Origin of the sequence: Phycicoccus avicenniae, from assembly GCF_018139485.1 — a bacterium.
Lineage (GTDB): Bacteria > Actinomycetota > Actinomycetes > Actinomycetales > Dermatophilaceae > Phycicoccus > Phycicoccus avicenniae.
In genome coordinates, this window is the sequence record NZ_JAGSNF010000024.1 from 1 (window position 1) to 16,959 (window position 16,959).

A 16,959-nucleotide genomic window follows, 5' to 3' on the forward strand; every position below is an offset into this window, starting at 1 on the left:
TCCGAGGGCGAGGGGTCGCGGGATCCGGCTGCGGGGGAGGCGCACGATGCGACGTCGAACGATGCGTCGATCCCGGTGCCGGCCTCGGGTGCGGAGGTGGCGGCGGGGGATCGTCCGGTGGAGGTGGTGATCCCGGCGATCGGGGTGCGGTCGTCGTTGGTGGACCTGGGGATCGCGGGGGACGGGACGATGCAGGTGCCGTCGGACTTCGCGAGGGCGGGGTGGTTGACGGCTGCTCCGGCGCCGGGGCAGCGGGGTCCGGCGGTGATCGCGGGGCACGTGGACTCGCACGAGGGGCCGGCGGTGTTCTTCCGGCTCTCGGAGCTGGTGGCGGGGGACGAGGTGCGGGTGGTGCAGGCCGATGGTGACGTGGTGTCGTTCACGGTGCGGGGGAAGGAGTCGTTCGCCAAGGACGAGTTCCCGACCGACCGGGTGTACGGGCCGGTGCCGGGTCCGGTGCTGCGGTTGATCACGTGCAGTGGTGAGGTCGACCCGGTGTCGGGCCACTACGTCGACAACACCGTCGTCTTCGCCTCCTGACCTGCGGCGACACCACGCCCAAGACGCAGGAAATCCGTCCGACCCCCTCGTCACGGCGTCGATCCGCGTCTAGAGTCCCTCGACAGGGGATCCACCGCGGACCCCCGAGACCTGGAGCAGCAGGGCACGGCGCCCCCCTCCGGCCACGGGCCGGGACGGCGACGTGGCGAAGGGTGGGCACGTGCGGCCGATCGGGCTTGCCGTCGACGCGTTGCGGGGCAGCGCGCCGCTGCTCGACGCGTCCACGACCGCCGCCGACCCCGGCTTCCTGCACGTCCCCGCCCGCGGGTGGGTGTTCGCCGTGCTCCTCGTCCTCGGGCTCGCGGGCGTCGGCACGGTGCTCGCCGGCACCTACGCCCTGCTCGAGCAGCGACCCCGGGTGCCCGCCCGGACCCGCCTCGCCCGGTCGGTCCGCGCCGTGCGGGCCGCGCCCTCCCGTGACCGACTCGGGTCCTGGGCACGTCACGACCTCGTCGTCCTCGCCCCGGCCGTCGTCCTCGTCCTGGCCCTGCGGCTCGCGGCCGGAACGGACGCCACCGGTCCGATCGTCGGTCTCGTCGTGGGGACCCTGGCCTGGTTCGTGGCCCGGCGGACGGGCGCCCCGCGCTGGGCCGCTGCTGTCGCAGTCCTGCTCGCGGGTGCGGCCCCGCTCGCCGTCGACGGGCTCGCCGTGCCCCCCGCGGCGGCGGTCCCGGCCCTGCTCGCGCTCCTGCTCCTGCTCCGCGCCGACGGCGGCGCCACGCAGTCCCTGCTCGGGACGGCCGTCGCGGGGGTCATGGTGCTCCTCGCGCCGCCCCTCGTGCTCCTGGTCCCCGCGCTCGTCCTCCTCCTCGTCCGACGTCACGACGGCGAGGGGCGGGCGTCCGCGCTCGTCGCCCGCCTCTGTGCGGTCCTCACCGTCGTCCTCGGGGCCGGTGTGCTCCTGACCGCCCGCAGCGCCGACGTCTCCTGGACGAGCGCCGGTCTGCGGCTGCCCCCCGCTCCCGTGACGGCTCTGGGCCTGCGCGACCTCGTCGGGTCCGCCCCCCTCCTGCTCGCCGTCGTCGCCGTCGCGGTCGTCCTCGGAGCGGGGCTGCGCAGCGTCCGCCCGCTCTCCGTCGTCGTGCTGCTCGGGGCCGTGGCCGCGGCCGCGGGCGGACCGGACCGGGCCCGGGTCGTCGCCTCGGTCCTGCCGCTCGTGGCCGTCCTCGTCGCCGGGGTCGCCGCGGGGGTCTGGCGCTACCGGCCGACGCGCCTCGCCGGTCGTGACGTGCACCGGTCCGGCGGGATGCTCCTCGTCGGGGCCGCGGGGGTCGTCGTCGGTCTCGCCGTCGCCACCTGGGCCCCCGCCCCCGGCGACGGCACGTCCCTCGTCTCCGCGACGTCGCGCGGCACGGAACCCTCCGCCGCCGGTCCGTCGCCGTCCTCGACGTCTCCGGCGAGCCCGACGCCCGAGGTGACGTCCACCCCGCAGGCCACGCCGGAGCCGCAGACCACGCCCGAGCCGCGCCCGACGGCCTCGACGGACCCGGGGCCCGGGAGCGGGGAGCCCTCGCCCGGCCCGCTCATGACCGCGAGCCCCGACGGGCAGGAGCCCATGGCCGCGGCGGAGGCCGGACGCCAGCTCGCCGAGAACCCGGCGATCACGACGACGACCCAGGCGCGTCGCACGCTGCGGGCCGGCGAGGTCGACCCTCGCGTGCTCGTCGTCCTCGCGACCCTCGCGGCCCGCTACGAGCTGACGGTCGAGGACTTCGCGGACCCGTCCGCCGACGGGCGCCGGTCGGTCCGGATCGGCACGGTCGACGGCCGTCTCGCGCTCGCGAGCTCGCCCGAGGCCGGGGACCTGGCCCGGTCCGCGACGGCGTTCAACGACCCCTTCCGCCCGCGGGCGAGCTACGAGCCGATCCCGGGCGGCCTGCGCCTGCTCACCCTCACCTTCCCCGAGCCCACGTGACCCTCCGAGAGGACCCCCGATGACCCCCACGACCGCAGCACGCCGTCGCAGCCCGATCCGCCGGCTCGCCGCCCTGGCCACGGTGCCGCTCCTCGCCCTCGCCGGGGCCGCGACCGCGGTCGCGGCCCCGGCCCTACACGCCGAGGCCGTCGAGACCGCCTGGGTCCGCGCGGTCCACCTCGTCCCCGAGCTCGGGGCGATGACGATCGGCCTCGCACCCTTCGCCGGGGACGGGGAGAACGAGCTGCCGCCCGGTGACGTCCCGGACGCCCCGGTCGTCGCCGGTGAGCGAGTGCTCGCGACCGCCGCGTCGTACGGCACGGCGGGTGAGTACCGGCAGGTGCCGGTGGGCGTCTACACCGTGACGGTGCGCCCGGCGGACGCCGACCCGACGTCCGACCCCATCCTCACCGGGACCCTCGAGGCCGAGGCGGGCAACGCCTACACGCTCGCCGGGCTCGGGACGAAGGACGACCCGCAAATCGCCTCGCTCGGCGACGACCTCGCCCCGCCGGACCAGGGCAGCGCGAAGGTGCGCCTGCTCCCCGCGGCCTCGGCGGCGGCGAGCGTCGACGTCGTCGCCCAGGACGGCCCGACCGTCGCGACCGACGCGCGGTTCGCGACGCCCACCGGCTACGCCACCGTCCCCGACGGGCCGTGGACCCTCCAGGTCTCGCAGGCCGCGGACGAGGGCGGCGCCGACCTCACGACCGCCGACGTCGACCTCGCGAGCGGCGCCGTCTACACGGTCCTGCTGCTCGACGGTGACGGCGGCTCGGTGCGCCTGGAGCCGCTCGTCGACGCCGTCGGCATGGGCACCCCGCCGCGGGACGGTGTCCAGACCGGTGGCGGCTGGGCCGCGGGCCGGGACGTGCCCGCCGGTGTCCCCGCCGGGCTCGGCCTCGCCCTCGCCGGGGGTGTCGCCCTGCTCGTCCTGCGTCGGCGGGAGCCGTCGGCGGTGCCCACCCGTCGATGACCCGCACCGACCTGGCCCAGGTGGCCGCCGGGGTCGCCGTCGTGCTGGGTCTGGGTATCGCGGCTGCGGCAGCCGCCGGTCGTGGCGAGCCGGTGGCGATGCCGACGCCCGAGGTGTCGTCGTCGTCCGTGCCGTCGGCGAGTGCGTCGCCGTCCCCCGAGGTGTCCGCGGACGGGCCCTCCGAGGGCGAGGGGTCGCGGGATCCGGCTGCGGGGGAGGCGCACGATGCGACGTCGAACGATGCGTCGATCCCGGTGCCGGCCTCGGGTGCGGAGGTGGCGGCGGGGGATCGTCCGGTGGAGGTGGTGATCCCGGCGATCGGGGTGCGGTCGTCGTTGGTGGACCTGGGGATCGCGGGGGACGGGACGATGCAGGTGCCGTCGGACTTCGCGAGGGCGGGGTGGTTGACGGCTGCTCCGGCGCCGGGGCAGCGGGGTCCGGCGGTGATCGCGGGGCACGTGGACTCGCACGAGGGGCCGGCGGTGTTCTTCCGGCTCTCGGAGCTGGTGGCGGGGGACGAGGTGCGGGTGGTGCAGGCCGATGGTGACGTGGTGTCGTTCACGGTGCGGGGGAAGGAGTCGTTCGCCAAGGACGAGTTCCCGACCGACCGGGTGTACGGGCCGGTGCCGGGTCCGGTGCTGCGGTTGATCACGTGCAGTGGTGAGGTCGACCCGGTGTCGGGTCACTACGTCGACAACACCGTCGTGTTCGCCTCCTGAGGCCGGGTCGCGGGTTCGGTCCGGTGCCGGCCGTGTGGGATCCTGGACGGCCGAGCCACCCGCCCGCCCGAGCCCGGAGGAACCGCGTGCCCGCAGCCCCCGCCCAGGACTTCCGTCCGGTCATCCTCGGGGGTGACATCACCGCCTACACGCTCGTGCGCACGTTCCACGAGGCCTACGGCGTCCGCCCGCTCGTCGTCAACATGACCGACGGCGGACCGATCGCCCTCTCCCGGGTCTGCGACCACGAGTACGTCCCCGGCCTGGAGGACGCGGCAGTGTTCGTCGACGAGCTCGAGCGGGTGGGCCGCGAGCACGGGGGCGAGGGGCGTCCACCGCTGCTGCTCGTCGCCGCGGGGGACTGGTACGTCCGGATGATCATCGAGCACAAGGACCGGCTGGGCGCCTGGTTCGTCATCCCGTACGTCGACCTCGGGATGCTCGACCGGATCGTCCGCAAGGACGTCTTCTACGGGATCCTCGACGAGGTCGGGGTGCCCTACCCGGCGACGGTCGTCGTCGACATGGCGGGCGACGCCGGCGAGGAGGACGACCTGCCGTTCGGCTTCCCCGTCGTCGCCAAGCCCGCCGACAGCGCGCTGTACCATTACGCCTCGTTCGAGGGGAAGAAGAAGGTCTTCGTCTGCGACACCCCGGACGAGCTCGCCGACACCCTGCGACGGGTCCGGGCGAGCAGCTACGACGGCAACTTCCTGCTCCAGGAGTTCGTCCCCGGCGACGACACGAACATGCGGGTCCTCACGTGCTACTCGGGTCGCGACGGGAAGGTCCGCTTCGGCTCCGTCGGGCACGTCCTCCTCGAGGAGCACCACCCGCTCGCGATCGGCAACCCGTGCGTCATCGTCCACACCGAGCTCGACGAGGTGATCGAGCAGGCGCGCCGGTTCCTCGAGCACATCGGCTACGTCGGCTTCAGCAACTTCGACCTCAAGTACGACCGCCGTGACGGCACGTACAAGTTCTTCGAGATCAACGTCCGGCTCGGCCGCTCGAACTTCTACGTCACGGCCGCCGGCCACAACGTCGCCGAGTGGTACGTCCGCGACTGGGTGCGCGACGAGCCGATGGAGGGGTTGACGATCGCCCGCGGCGAGCACCTCTTCGCCTTCGTCCCGAGGTACGTCGTGAAGCACTACGTCCTCGATCCGGTCCTGCGGGACAAGGCTCTGGGGCTCATGAAGTCCGGCCGGGCGAGCGACCCGAACGTCTACGGCCCCGACCTCACCCTCACGCGGCGCGCCTACAACCTCGCCTACCACGTCAACCAGGTGCGCAAGTTCCGCGCGCACTTCGTCGCCCGATGAGCGAGGTGCCGGTGCACGGCGAGCCGGGCGGGGTCCTCGGCGGGCTCGGGCCGGCCGCGACCGTCCACTACCTGCGCCGGGTCGTCGAGATGACCGACGCCGAGCGCGACCAGGACCACGTCGAGCTGCTCGTGTGGCAGCGCGGCTCGGTCCCGGACCGCACGGCGTTCCTGCGCGGCGAGGGGGAGTCGCCCGAGGACGCGCTCGTCGCCCACGTCGTCGACCTGGAGCGGGCCGGGGCGACCTTCGTCGCCATCCCGTGCAACACGGCCGTCGTGTGGGTCGAGCAGATGCGCGCCGCCGTCGACATCGAGGTGCTCGACACCGTCGACGAGACCGTCGCCGAGGCGATCCGGCTGGTCCCGGGGCTGCGCCGGCTCGGGCTGCTCGCGACCGACGGGACGATCTCCGCCGGGACGTACGCGCGGTCGGCGGAGCGGGCCGGGGTGGAGCTCGTGCTGCCGGACGACGACGTCCAGCGCGAGGTCATGTCGGTCATCTACGACGGGGTCAAGGCCGGGCGGCCGGTCCCCCGCGAGCGGTTCGACGCCCTCGTCGCGCACCTGAAGGACAAGGGCGCCCAGGGGGTCGCGCTCGGCTGCACCGAGCTGTCGGTCCTGCACGGCGAGCAGGGGGTCGACGACCCGACGGTCGTCGACTCCATCGACTCGGCGGCCCGCGCCACGGTGCTGCGCTCCGGCCGGCCGCTGCGTAGGTCCTGAGGGACCCGACCGTCAGGGCGCCGGGTAGTTCTTCGCCGAGAGGTGGCGCGCGAGGTGGACGGCGTTCGCCGCTGCCATCGACGTCGCGGAGGCGACGGCGTCGGGCGTCGTGTCGAGGTCCTTGTAGTCCGTGCCGGTCATCGCCTCGCCGTTCCAGAACGTGCACCCGTTCGCCGGAACGGTGAAGCCGACGTCGTTGAGGCACTGGAAGGTCATCGCGCAGATGTGGTGGGCGCCGTCCTCGTTGCCGACGACGACGGCGAGCGCGACCTTGCCGTGCGTGAGCATCCGGCCCTCGTCGTCGGTCTCGGCGAGCTCGGCGTCCAGCCGCTCGAAGACCCGTTGGGCGACGCTCGAGTGCTGCCCGAGCCAGGTCGGGGTCGCGAGGACGAGGATGTCGGCGCCGAGGATCCGCTCGCGGATCGCGGGCCACGCGTCGCCGTCCCCCATGTCGGTCTCCACCCCCGGCCGGACGTCGTGGTCGACGACCCGGATGGTCGACCCGGTGACCCCGTGGGAGGAGAGTGCCTCGAGGAGCTGACCCGAGAGCACCTCGGTGCTGGACGGGCCGGGCGAGGGCGTGAGCGAGCAGTTGAGGACGAGGGCGCTGAGGTCGGGCACGGGGGCCTCCCGGGGGTCGACGGGCGTGCGAGGTACCCGGTGCGCTACCCGCGAGGTGGTGGGCTCACACCGTCCGAGGTCGACCGGAGGTGTGTCCGTCGTCAGCAGGAGGCGTCGAGCATCCCGACGAGCGCGCTCCTCTCGGTGGCGTCGACCTCGAGGTCGTACTGGTGCTTGACCTGGATCCAGGAAAGGGCGTACTCGCAGTGCCACCCGGTGCTCGGGGGCTGCCAGTCACCCGGGTCGCGGTCGCCCTTCGAGCGGTTGCTCGACGCCGAGACGGCGACGAGCTGGGGGATCGCGAGGTCGTTCGCGAAGGCCCTTCGCTCGTCGTCGTCCCACAGGTTCGCGCCCGAGCGCCACGCCTCGGCGAGCGGCACGACGTGGTCGATGTCGAGGTCGGAGGCGTCGGTGAAGCTCGTGTCGTCGTAGACGCTGTCCCAGGTGCCGCTCGTCGCCCGGCACGAGGAGTCGAGAACGACGTCGCGGCCGTCCCGCTCGACGACCGTCTCCCGCGTCGTGCAGCCGTCGACGGTGATCCAGTGCGTGAACGCGTCCCGGTCGTAGCCGTCCGGGTCCTCGTACCCGACGTGCAGGCCGTCGAGCATCGTCCGGGACTCGGCGACCCCCGGGGGCGCCGGCGGCAGGGCCTGTGCGACGCCGACCGTCGCGGGCGTGGCGACGAGGGCGAGGAGGGCGGCGGCGACGAGACGGAGCCGGGTGCGGTGGCGCGGGGCGGGGAGCGTCATGGCCCCGACGATGCCGAAGGGTCGGTCAGGGGCGGGTCAACACCGCGTCCGGACTCCGTGTCCTTCCGGCCGCGGGGGGCCGCGCGTGACCGCTCGTGACTGGTGTATCGTTTAACCATGAGCGTTGGAGCCCGTGCGATGACGGTCGTCATGGCACCGGACTCCTTCAAGGGCACCCTCGACGCCCCCGAGGTCGCCGCGGCTCTCGGCGCCGGGTGGTCCGACGTCCGCCCGCAGGACCGGGTCGTGACGTGCCCCATGGCGGACGGGGGAGAGGGCACGCTCGCGGCCGTCGCCCGGTCCGGTCGTGGGACGGTGCACCACCCGGTCCTCGTCCACGGTCCCCTCGGCGAGCCGACCACGGCGGCCTGGCTCGAGATGGAGGAGGACGGGGCGCGAGTCGGGCTCGTCGAGGTCGCGTCGACGAGCGGCATCACGATGGCGGACCCGCTCGACGGCCTCCGGGCATCCTCGCGAGGGTTCGGCGAGGCCGTCGTCGCCGCTCTCGACGCGGGGGTCGACCGTCTCGTGCTGGCCCTCGGGGGCAGCGCCTCCTCCGACGGGGGCGCGGGTCTGCTCACCGCCCTCGGCGGGCGGCTCCACGACCGTCTCGGCCGACCCGTGGCGCCGGGCAACGCCGGGCTCGAGGGGATCGCCGGTCTCGACCTCTCCGGGCTGCGCTCACTGCCGGCCGGCGGCGCCGTCGTCCTGAGCGACGTCCGTAACCCGCTGCTCGGCCGATCGGGTGCGGTCCGGACCTACGGACCGCAGAAGGGCATCCGGCAGGCGGACCTGCACCGGGCGGACGAGCGGGTCGGCCGTCTCGCCGGGCTCGTGCGGGACCGGCTCGGCGGTGACGAACACGCCCCGGGATCGGGTGCCGCGGGTGGCCTCGGTTTCACCCTCGCCGCCTGGGGTGCGCGGCTCGTCCCCGGGGCCGAGGCGGTCGCCTCCGTCGTCGGGCTCCCCGGGTTCGTCGATGAGGCCGACGTCGTCGTGACGGGGGAGGGCCGGTTCGACGCCACCTCCGCGCAGGGCAAGGTCGTCGGGACCGTGTCCGGTCTGTGCGACGCCCGGGCAGTCGAGCGGATGCTGGTGGCCGGGAGCGTGGAGGACACCCCGACGGGGTTCCGGGCTGCGGTCTCGCTCGTCGACCTGGCCGGAGCGACGGGAGCCATGTCGGCCCCCGGACGGTGGGTCCGTGACGCCGGCGGGCGACTGGCCGCCGGCGTTACGTGACGATGGGAGCCGACCCGATCGGGGACCGGTACGGTACGGCAGTCCGACCTGGAAGGGGTGGGGAATGACGACGCGTCGCGGAACGAGATCCGGTCGTCCGACGATCTCGGACGTGGCGGCCCTCGCCGGGGTGTCGCCCGCTGCCGTCTCGAAGACGTTCAACGGCACGGGGTCGATCTCGGCGGCGACGGAGGCACGGATCCGTGAAGCTGCGCGGAAGCTGCACTGGACCCCGAGCGCCTCCGCGGTCGCCCTGCGCCGAGCGCGATCACAGACCGTCGGTCTGGTCCTCAACCGTCAGTCGTCGTCGTCGTCGCTGTCGGCCACGAGCGCCGACCTCATCACCGGTCTCGAGTCCGTCCTCGCCGAGCACGACTACGGGTTGCTGCTTCACCTCTTCACCCGGGAGGGGGGCGAGGAGGCCACGGTCTACCGCAAGCTCTCCGACTCGCGGCGTGTCGACGGTGTCGTCCTCACCGACAGCACGATCGGGGACCAGCGGTACGGGCTCATGCGCGAGCTCGGGCTTCCTGCTGTGCTCGTCGGGGTGCCATGGGGTGACGACCCGATCCCACATCTCCCGTCGGAAGGCGACGGCGGCATCGACGAGGTGGCGCAGCACCTGTTGTCCCTCGGCCACCACCGGATCGCCTACGTGGGCGGCCCGGCCGAGCGGGTCCAGGCGACGATCCGTCGGACCGCCTTCGAGCGCACGCTGCGCGAGGCCGGGGCGGACCCCCGCCCGGTCCTCTCCGCGGCGAGCTACTCCGCGGCGGAGAGCGCTGCCCTGACACGGTCGGTCCTCGCGGCCGAGGACCGACCGACCGCCGTCGTCTACGGCAACGACGTCATGGCCATCGCCGGCATGCGGGTCGCCCGGGAAGCAGGACTGCGCGTGCCGGAGGACCTGTCGATCGTCGGGTACGAGGGGTCGGTCTTCTCGGAGTGGACCGAGCCCCAGCTGACGACGGTGCAGCGCAACGTTGTCCAACGAGGACGCGCGGCCGCGGCGATCCTGCTGCAGCAGCTGGGCGAGAAGGACGTCGCGCCCGTCGAGCTCGTCCCGCCGCACCTCGTCGTCCGAGGGTCGACCGCCCCGCGAGGCTGATCTCTCAGCCGGAGGTCCGCGGCGTCCCGGGGCGGGTGCCCTCCTGGGCCTCCTCGACCGACGGCCAGCTCGCGAGGCGGTCCGCGACGTCCTCACCCATCGACCACTCGTGCACGCGCTCGCGGGCGACGGACAGCGCCTTGGCGTAGAGGTCGGCGAAGGCGACCCGGGCACCGGCGCGGGACGAGCGCAGGACACCGTCGACCATCGCGAGTCCGTGCAGGTTGTCGTGGATCTCGTTCTCCACACGAGTTCGTCCGGACCGGGCCGCGAGGAAGGCCGACAGCGAGGCCGGCAGTCCTCCGGCCTCGCCCTCTGTCGGGTCGAGCACGGTCGTCGCTCCCCGGGGAGCGGAGGTGTGGAGCACCGCCGGGTCGTCGCCCGACCACGTGATCGTCCCCGCGTCCCCGGCGATCCGCCAGGCGCCGTTCCACGACGTGTCGGCCCCGGTGGCCACCCACGACCCCTCGAACGTGAAGCGAGCGCCGTTGCCGAACTCGAAGACCGCGGTGCACGAGGCGGCCCCCTCGAACCAGCTCCACCGCGGGTTGAACTCGACGGCGGTGACCGCCACCGGGTCGGACCCGACGAACCACCGCGCCATGTCGAAGAGGTGGATCGCCATGTCGACCGTCAGGGGGGAGGGCATCTCCTCGCGGAACCCCCCGAAGCGAGGACCGCGGTGGAACGAGGAGGTGGCCTGTCCCACGCGACCGATCTCACCGACGCGCCTCCGCAGGGCGGTGAGCTGGGGGTTGAAGCGTCGGGACTGGCTCACGACGAAGGTCCGCCCTGTCACCTCGGCCAGCGCGGCCAGCGCGACGGCCTCCGCGAGGTCGGCGGCGGCCGGCTTCTCGCCCAGGACGTCGAGGCCGGCGGTCATGGCGGCCGTCGCCACCCCTCGGTGGGCCGCCGGGACCGTCGCGTCGAGGACGGCGTCGGCGCCGACCTCCCGCAGCACCTGTCGCAGGTCGGCGCCAGTCGTGACATCGGGCACCTCCTCGTCCCGGGTGACCGCCCGGGCGCGCTCCACGTCCACGTCGACGAGGCCGAGGAGCCGCGCGTCCGGGTGGTCCCGGACCGTGCGGAGCCACTTGCGCCCCATGTTGCCGGCGCCGACGACGACGATGCCCGTCACAGATTCCAGTCCTCTCGGGTGTCGATCCGCCGGTTCCGCAGCTCCTCGCCGTGCCGGCGACCCGCCACGTACCCCGAGGCGTTGGCGACGACCCGGAGCACGTCCGGGTGCCGGTAGACGGGGAAGTGCTGGTCACCCGGCGAGAAGTAGAAGACCGTGCCGCGACCCCTGCGGAAGGTGCAGCCGCTGCGGAACACCTCCCCGCCGGAAAAGCTGCTGAGGAAGACGAGCTCGTCCGGGGCGGGGATGTCGAACCGTTCGCCGTACATCTCCTGGGCCGGGATCCGGATCGGGTGCGGGACGCCCTGCGCGACGGGGTGGTCGGGCTCGACGGTCCAGACGAGCTCCTCGTCGCCCGTCGCCCGCCAGTTGAGCGTGCACGAGGTCCCCATGAGGCGGCGGAAGATCTTCGAGTAGTGCCCCGAGTGGAGCACCACGAGGCCGAGTCCGTCGAGGACGTGCCGATGGAGACGGTCGACGACCTCGTCGTCGACGTCGCCGTGTCGTTTGTGGCCCCACCAGGTCACGACGTCCGCCGATGCCAGCCGCTCCTCGGACAACCCGTGCTCGGGGTCGTCGAGGGTGGCGGTCGTGATGCGGGCGCTCTCGCCGAGCACCGACCGGAGGCCGGCGGCGATGGCCTCGTGCATGCCCTCGGGGTAGATCTCACGAACGTACTCGTCCACCTTCTCGTGGTGGTTCTCGCCCCAGACGATGATGTCGATCGGTTTCACGGTGTCCTCAGAGGTGGGGGGATGCGGCCAGGAGGCTGCGGGTGTACTCGTCGCGCGGGTCCTCGAAGACCCGCTCGGTCGTGCCGGTCTCGACGAACACCCCGTGGTGCATGACGATGACCTCGCTCGCGACGAGCCGAACGAGGGCCAGGTCGTGCGAGATGAACAGGTAGGTCAGCCCGAGGGACTGCTGGAGCTCCATGAGCAGGGCGATGACCTGGGCCTGGATCGACACGTCGAGGGCGGAGACGGGCTCGTCGAGCACGAGGACGTCCGGTTCGAGACCGAGCGCTCGTGCGATCGCGACCCGTTGGCGCTGTCCGCCCGAGAGCTGGGTCGGGTGCATGTCGATGACGGCCGGCGGCATCCCGACCTGCTCCAGCAGCTCCGCGACCCGTGCGCACGGGTCCTCGGGCATGAGGTCCCGGTGGATGCGCCACGGCTCGGAGACGAGGCGCAGGACGCTCTGCCGGGGGTGGAGCGAGGCGTACGGGTCCTGGAAGATCATCTGGAGATGGCGGCGGTAGGGACGCAGGGCACGCCGGTCGAGGGCCGTGAGGTCGGTGCCCCGGTAGCGAACCCGTCCCGCGGTCGGCTCGACGAGCCGGAGCACGGAGCGGGCGAGCGTGGACTTCCCGCTCCCGGACTCCCCGACGACGGCGAGGCACTGTCCCGGCGCGACGTCGAAGCTCGCGTCGTCGACGGCGACGGTCTCCCGGCCGCCGCGTCCGTCGAAGACGGTCCGCAGCCCACGCACCTCGAGGACGGGTCCCGGCTGGTCAGCCTGCACGATGGGTCTCCTCGCCGTCGTCGTCCCGGGCCTCGCCCTTGGTCAGGTCCCGCCAGTGCCGCGCCCTCCCGGGGTGCGCGGACAGCAGGCGGCGCGTGTACGGGTGCGACGGCGCCGCGAAGACGTTCCCGATCGACCCCTCCTCGACGGCGCGACCGTCGAACATCACCATGACGCGCTCGGCCACCTGCTTGGCGACGGCGAGGTCGTGGGTGACGAAGACCATCGCCATGCCCGTGTCCTCGGTGAGGCCGCGCAGGAGACGCAGGATCCCGGCCTGGACCGTCACGTCCAGGGCGGTCGTCGGCTCGTCGGCGATGAGCAGCCGCGGCCGGAGGGCGACCGCCATGGCGATGCAGACCCGCTGCCGCATGCCTCCGGAGAACTGGTGGGGATACGCGTCGACCCGTTGCTCCGCATCCACGATCCCGACGGCCTCGAGCAGCTCCACGGACCGGGACCTGGCGTCCGCGCGGGTCATCCCCATCCGGACCTGCAGGGCCTCCGTGAGCTGCGCACCGACCGTGTAGACGGGGTTGAGGCTGTCGAGGGAGTCCTGGAACACCATCCCGATGCCCGTGCCCCGGACGCGACGCAGGGTCCGGTCCGGTGCGTCGACGAGCTCGGTGCCGTCGAAGCGGATGCTCCCCCGGACGACGCCGGGGAAGTCGACGAGGCCCATGAGGGCGCGGCTCGTGACGGACTTGCCGGATCCGCTCTCGCCGAGGAGGGCCAGGGTCTCACCGGCACCGAGCCGGAGGTCGACACCGTTGACGGCGGGACGGGCGGGTCCCGCGTCGGTGAGGAACTCGACGCGGAGGTCCTCGACCTCGAGCAGCGTGGTCATGCCGCCCTCCGTCCGCCGCGGGGCCGGCGGACGAACCGGGCGGCCTGCGCCGGGTCCTCCGCGGCACGCAGCCAGTTCGAGAGGAGGTTGGCGGCGAGCGCGGTGAGGACGATGGCGACGCCGGGGAGCACCGTCACCCACCAGGCCGAGGCGAGGTACGCACGCCCGTCGGCCACCATCATCCCCCAGTCGACGTCGGGACGCTGGAGTCCGATGCCGAGGAAGCTCAGGCCGGCCGCGGCGAGGAGCACGCTCGCGAGCTCGAGCATGGCGACGGTACGGATGGTCGGGACGACGAGCGGAGCCAGGTCGGTCCGGATGATCCGCCAGTCGCGCGCCCCGACGGCCCTGGACGACTCGACGAAGACGCGCTCGCGCAGTGCCAGCGCCTCCGCCCTCGCCGTCCGCAGGTACACCGGGACGCGGGTCACGGCGAGGACGATCACGAGGTTCCCGACGGACGGCTGCAGGACGTACAGGACGGCGAGCGCGAGGAGCAGGGACGGAATCGTGTGCATGACGTCCGCGATGCGCATGAGGATCTCGTCGACCCATCCGCCGAAGTATCCGCTCACGAGGCCGAGGGCCATCCCGACGACCGCCGCGGCCGCGACCGCGGTGACGGCCACGAGCAGCGAGGACCGGGTGCCCATGACGAGCTGGAGCAGCTCGGGGCGGCCGAGGCTGTCGGCTCCGAGGACGAAGGCGAAGCCCTCGTCGAGGGAGAAGGGTGGGAGCAGGCGCAGCGACAGGTCCTGCCGGTTGGCGGCCGTCTCGACGAACGGGGGGAGAGCGACGGCCACGACCACGAGGAAGGCCAGCCACGACGCCGACAGGAGGGCGGAGGGGGACCGCAGCAGACGGTGGACGGTGAGGCGCCCACCGGTGGGCCGGGGGTCGGCGGCCGGGACGACCTCGAGCTCCGAGGCCGCGGGAACGGACGACATGGTCACGAGCTCCTTCCGGCGCCGAGGCGCACCCGGGGGTCGATGAGCGCGTAGACGGCGTCGACGACGATGTTGACGAGGATGACCCCGACCCCGACGACGAACACGCTGGCCTGGATGACGGAGAAGTCCCGGTTGAGCACGGCGCCCAGGATCACGGTGCCGATGCCGGGGAAGGCGAACACGCTGCCGACGATGATCGACCCGTTGACCATCCCCGCTGCCCGGTCACCCGCGACCGAGACGATGGGCAGGGCGGCGTTGCGCAGGGCGTGTCGTGCGACGAGCCGGACCCGTCCGTACCCCCGGGCCCGCGCGTTCTGCACGAACCCGGCCCCGAGCGCGTCGATCATGGCGCCGCGCACGACCTGGGTGAGCACTCCGACGGGGGCCAGCATGAGCGTGGCCGTGGGGAGGATCCAGGCCTCGGGCGTGGCGTATCCCGAGGTCGGGAGGACGCGCAGGTTGACGGCCAGGACGAGGATCCCGACGAGGGCGAACCAGAAGTCCGGGATGCTCGAGATCGTCAGTGTCGTCACGGAGATCACCCGGTCCGGGCCACGGAACCGGAACAGTGCCGCGACGGACCCGGCGACGAGCGCGATGACGATCGACAGTGCGAGGGCGATACCGGCGAGGGAGAGGGTCGGTGGCATCGCCGACAGTGCGACCTCGAGCGCGGGCCGGCGCTGCCAGATGGAGTCACCGAAGTCGAGCCGGACGGCCCCGACGAGGAAGTTCCAGAACTGGACGAGGACGGGATCGTCGAGGCCGTTGAGCCGGTTGAACTGGTCGATCTGTTCCTGGGTGGCGCTCTCGGGGAGGTAGAGGCTGGCTGGGCTCCCGGTGATGCGGGCCAGGAAGAAGACGACGACCACCACGCCGACCAGGCTGATGCCGCTGGTCAGCAGGCGTCGACGGAGGAACGTCCACATCGTCGCGTCCTTTCCTCGGGTGCGGGCCGCACGGGGGCGGCCCGCACCCGTGCGTCGTCAGTCGGTGAAGGTGATGTCGCCGATCCGGAGCTCGACCCCGGTCAGCCCGTTGGGCTCGTACTCGACGCCCGGGCCTAGCTGCAGCAGCTTGGTCTGCAGGGCGACGGGCACGATCGCGAACTCCTCCTCGTACAGGACCCGCGCGGCCTCCTGGTACTCGGCGGCGCGCTCCTCCCCGGACAGCGTCTCCGCCTCGGCGATGTGCTCGTCGATGGCGTCGCTCTGCAGCGTGGAGTTCGTCCCCGACGACGCGACGTACTTCGGGAAGGTGAAGCTCGCGTCACCCGAGATGTTGTCGTGGGAGATGGCGAGGATGTTCGGCGTCTGCTCCGGGGGGAAGGGCTTGCGCAGGAGCTGCAGCCAAGCGTCGGTGTCGAGGCTGCGGAACTGGATCGTGAATCCCGCGTCCGTGAGGTTCTGCGCGATGGACTGCATGACCTCGTCCGAGCCGGGGAAGAGGTCGGGGCGGGTGACGAGCTCGACGGGGGTGTCGACGGCGGTGCCGTCCGCCGCGGCCTCGGTCAGCAGCTGCTGCGCGAGCTGCGGGTCGTACGCGGGGCCCTCGAACCCGTCGAGGTAGGCGTTGACGGTGGGCGCGACGATCTGGTCGTAGGGGCGGCCGGCCCGCTCCATGAGGGTGCCCACGATGGTCTCGCGGTCTATCGCGTGGTGGACCGCCTCCCGGACGCGCGGGTCGTCGAACGGCGCCTTGTTCGTCTGTGTCCGCAGGAAGAACACCCGGTTGTCCGAGTACTCACGGGTGCGGTCGTCGTCGGTGGCGTCGGCCGCCGAGACGGGGACGGCGATGTCGGCCTCACCGGTCGTGACCATGCTCGCGCGGACGGTCGGCTCCGTGCGGTAGAGGTAGGTGACCTCGGACGCCTGGGGCGCGTCTCCCCAGTAGTCCTCGAAGGGGGTGAGGGTGATCGACTCGCTGGGGACGACCTCGCCGAGGGTGAAGGGCCCGGTCCCGACCGGGCTCTCGGTCTTGGCGTCCGTGGGGGTGGCCGGCGACGCGAGGTCGATGTAGGTCATCCGCAGCGGGAAGATCCCGTCCGGCTGCTCGGACACGAGCCGCAGGGTCGAGTCGTCGACCACCTCCGTCGTGACGCCGTACGGGAACTGGTCGGTCGTGCCGTTGCCGCAGCCGATGTCGGAGTTCACGACGCGGTTGACCGCCGCGGCAGCCGCCTCGGCGTCGAAGGTCTCCCCGTCGTGGAAGGCCACGCCCTCCTTGAGGCGGAAGGTCCACGTCGTGTTGTCCTCGGACCCCTCCCACGACTCCGCGAGGAGCGGCACGACCTCGCCGCTCTCGGCGTCGATGCGGGTCAAGGACTCGAGGACGTTGGCGCGGAGGATCTGCGCGTTGGCCGCGTCCTGGGTGTCGCAGGGGTCGAGCGACACCGGTTCGGTCGCGAGGACGATCGTCAGGCCGTCGTCGGTCCCGCCGGAGCCCGTGGGATCCCCGCCGGCGCATCCGGCGAGCAGGGCGGTCAGGCAGGCGGTGGCGACGAGCAGGCGCCGTCGTGGGGGGTGGGGGCGTAGGGCGGTCATGGGGTGCTCCATTCTCACG

17 protein-coding genes are annotated in these 16,959 nt (G+C 73.1%); 8 read left to right on the forward strand and 9 right to left on the reverse strand.

Going from position 1 to position 16,959, the window contains the following annotated elements; all coding sequences use genetic code 11:
- Positions 1-96: 96 nt before the first annotated feature.
- The 6 genes from KC207_RS15940 (at position 97) to cuyB (ending at position 6,218) form a co-directional block, all read left to right on the forward strand.
- Entirely contained in the window at positions 97-540 is a 444-nt protein-coding gene (locus tag KC207_RS15940; protein ID WP_282958986.1) for a class F sortase, read from the forward strand.
- 181 nt (positions 541-721) lie between these two features.
- Positions 722-2,476 carry a hypothetical protein gene (locus tag KC207_RS15945; protein WP_211604319.1) on the forward strand — a complete coding sequence of 585 codons (1,755 nt, stop codon included), beginning with the start codon at positions 722-724 and terminating at the stop codon, positions 2,474-2,476.
- Between the two features lie 19 nt (positions 2,477-2,495).
- On the forward strand, positions 2,496-3,452 hold the full coding sequence (locus KC207_RS15950) for a DUF4397 domain-containing protein (protein ID WP_211604320.1): 957 nt from the start codon (positions 2,496-2,498) through the stop codon (positions 3,450-3,452).
- A gap of 20 nt (positions 3,453-3,472) precedes the next feature.
- The gene (locus tag KC207_RS15955; RefSeq protein WP_211604321.1) at positions 3,473-4,171 is read left to right on the forward strand and encodes a class F sortase; all 699 of its coding nucleotides are present in this window, start codon (positions 3,473-3,475) and stop codon (positions 4,169-4,171) included.
- An 86-nt stretch (positions 4,172-4,257) separates the two neighbouring features.
- Positions 4,258-5,496, forward strand: coding sequence for a carboxylate--amine ligase (locus KC207_RS15960; RefSeq protein ID WP_211604322.1), 1,239 nt, complete (start codon positions 4,258-4,260; stop codon positions 5,494-5,496).
- Positions 5,493-6,218 (forward strand): cysteate racemase, encoded by a 726-nt coding sequence (cuyB, locus tag KC207_RS15965; protein ID WP_249138806.1) that lies wholly within the window; start codon positions 5,493-5,495, stop codon positions 6,216-6,218. The genes KC207_RS15960 and cuyB overlap by 4 nt, the downstream gene beginning before the upstream one ends.
- Before the next feature lie 12 nt (positions 6,219-6,230).
- Here the strand turns inward: cuyB and KC207_RS15970 are convergent, their stop codons facing one another.
- Together KC207_RS15970 and KC207_RS15975 are read right to left on the reverse strand one after the other, a co-directional pair.
- Positions 6,231-6,839 carry a flavodoxin family protein gene (locus KC207_RS15970; protein ID WP_211604323.1) on the reverse strand — a complete coding sequence of 203 codons (609 nt, stop codon included), beginning with the start codon at positions 6,837-6,839 and terminating at the stop codon, positions 6,231-6,233.
- Positions 6,840-6,940: 101 nt separating this feature from the next.
- On the reverse strand, positions 6,941-7,588 hold the full coding sequence (locus KC207_RS15975) for an HNH endonuclease family protein (RefSeq protein ID WP_211604324.1): 648 nt from the start codon (positions 7,586-7,588) through the stop codon (positions 6,941-6,943).
- Between the two features lie 117 nt (positions 7,589-7,705).
- On the opposite strand from KC207_RS15975, the gene KC207_RS15980 reads away from it, so the two are divergent.
- Both KC207_RS15980 and KC207_RS15985 read left to right on the forward strand, forming a co-directional pair.
- Positions 7,706-8,827 (forward strand): glycerate kinase, encoded by a 1,122-nt coding sequence (locus tag KC207_RS15980; protein ID WP_249138807.1) that lies wholly within the window; start codon positions 7,706-7,708, stop codon positions 8,825-8,827.
- A 112-nt stretch (positions 8,828-8,939) separates the two neighbouring features.
- Positions 8,940-9,935, forward strand: a complete 996-nt coding sequence (locus tag KC207_RS15985) for a LacI family DNA-binding transcriptional regulator (protein WP_211604325.1) — start codon at positions 8,940-8,942, stop codon at positions 9,933-9,935.
- 4 nt (positions 9,936-9,939) lie between these two features.
- On the opposite strand, the gene KC207_RS15990 is transcribed toward KC207_RS15985, so the two are convergent.
- From KC207_RS15990 to KC207_RS16015, 7 genes are read right to left on the reverse strand one after another with little or no spacing between them, the layout of a single operon-like run.
- Complete coding sequence (locus KC207_RS15990; RefSeq protein ID WP_211604326.1) at positions 9,940-11,073, reverse strand: Gfo/Idh/MocA family protein; 1,134 nt, start codon at positions 11,071-11,073, stop codon at positions 9,940-9,942.
- Positions 11,070-11,807, reverse strand: a complete 738-nt coding sequence (locus tag KC207_RS15995) for a ThuA domain-containing protein (protein ID WP_211604327.1) — start codon at positions 11,805-11,807, stop codon at positions 11,070-11,072. Before KC207_RS15995 ends, KC207_RS15990 begins: the two co-directional genes overlap by 4 nt.
- Before the next feature lie 7 nt (positions 11,808-11,814).
- Complete coding sequence (locus KC207_RS16990) at positions 11,815-12,597, reverse strand: ATP-binding cassette domain-containing protein (RefSeq protein ID WP_249138808.1); 783 nt, start codon at positions 12,595-12,597, stop codon at positions 11,815-11,817.
- A complete protein-coding gene (locus tag KC207_RS16995) occupies positions 12,587-13,444 on the reverse strand; it encodes an ABC transporter ATP-binding protein (RefSeq protein WP_249138809.1) in 858 nt (285 codons plus the stop codon). Before KC207_RS16995 ends, KC207_RS16990 begins: the two co-directional genes overlap by 11 nt.
- Complete coding sequence (locus KC207_RS16005; RefSeq protein ID WP_211604328.1) at positions 13,441-14,391, reverse strand: ABC transporter permease; 951 nt, start codon at positions 14,389-14,391, stop codon at positions 13,441-13,443. Before KC207_RS16005 ends, KC207_RS16995 begins: the two co-directional genes overlap by 4 nt.
- A 2-nt stretch (positions 14,392-14,393) precedes the next feature.
- Positions 14,394-15,326 (reverse strand): ABC transporter permease, encoded by a 933-nt coding sequence (locus KC207_RS16010; RefSeq protein WP_211604329.1) that lies wholly within the window; start codon positions 15,324-15,326, stop codon positions 14,394-14,396.
- 57 nt (positions 15,327-15,383) lie between these two features.
- Positions 15,384-16,940, reverse strand: coding sequence for an ABC transporter substrate-binding protein (locus KC207_RS16015; protein WP_211604330.1), 1,557 nt, complete (start codon positions 16,938-16,940; stop codon positions 15,384-15,386).
- Between the last annotated feature and the right edge of the window lie 19 nt (positions 16,941-16,959).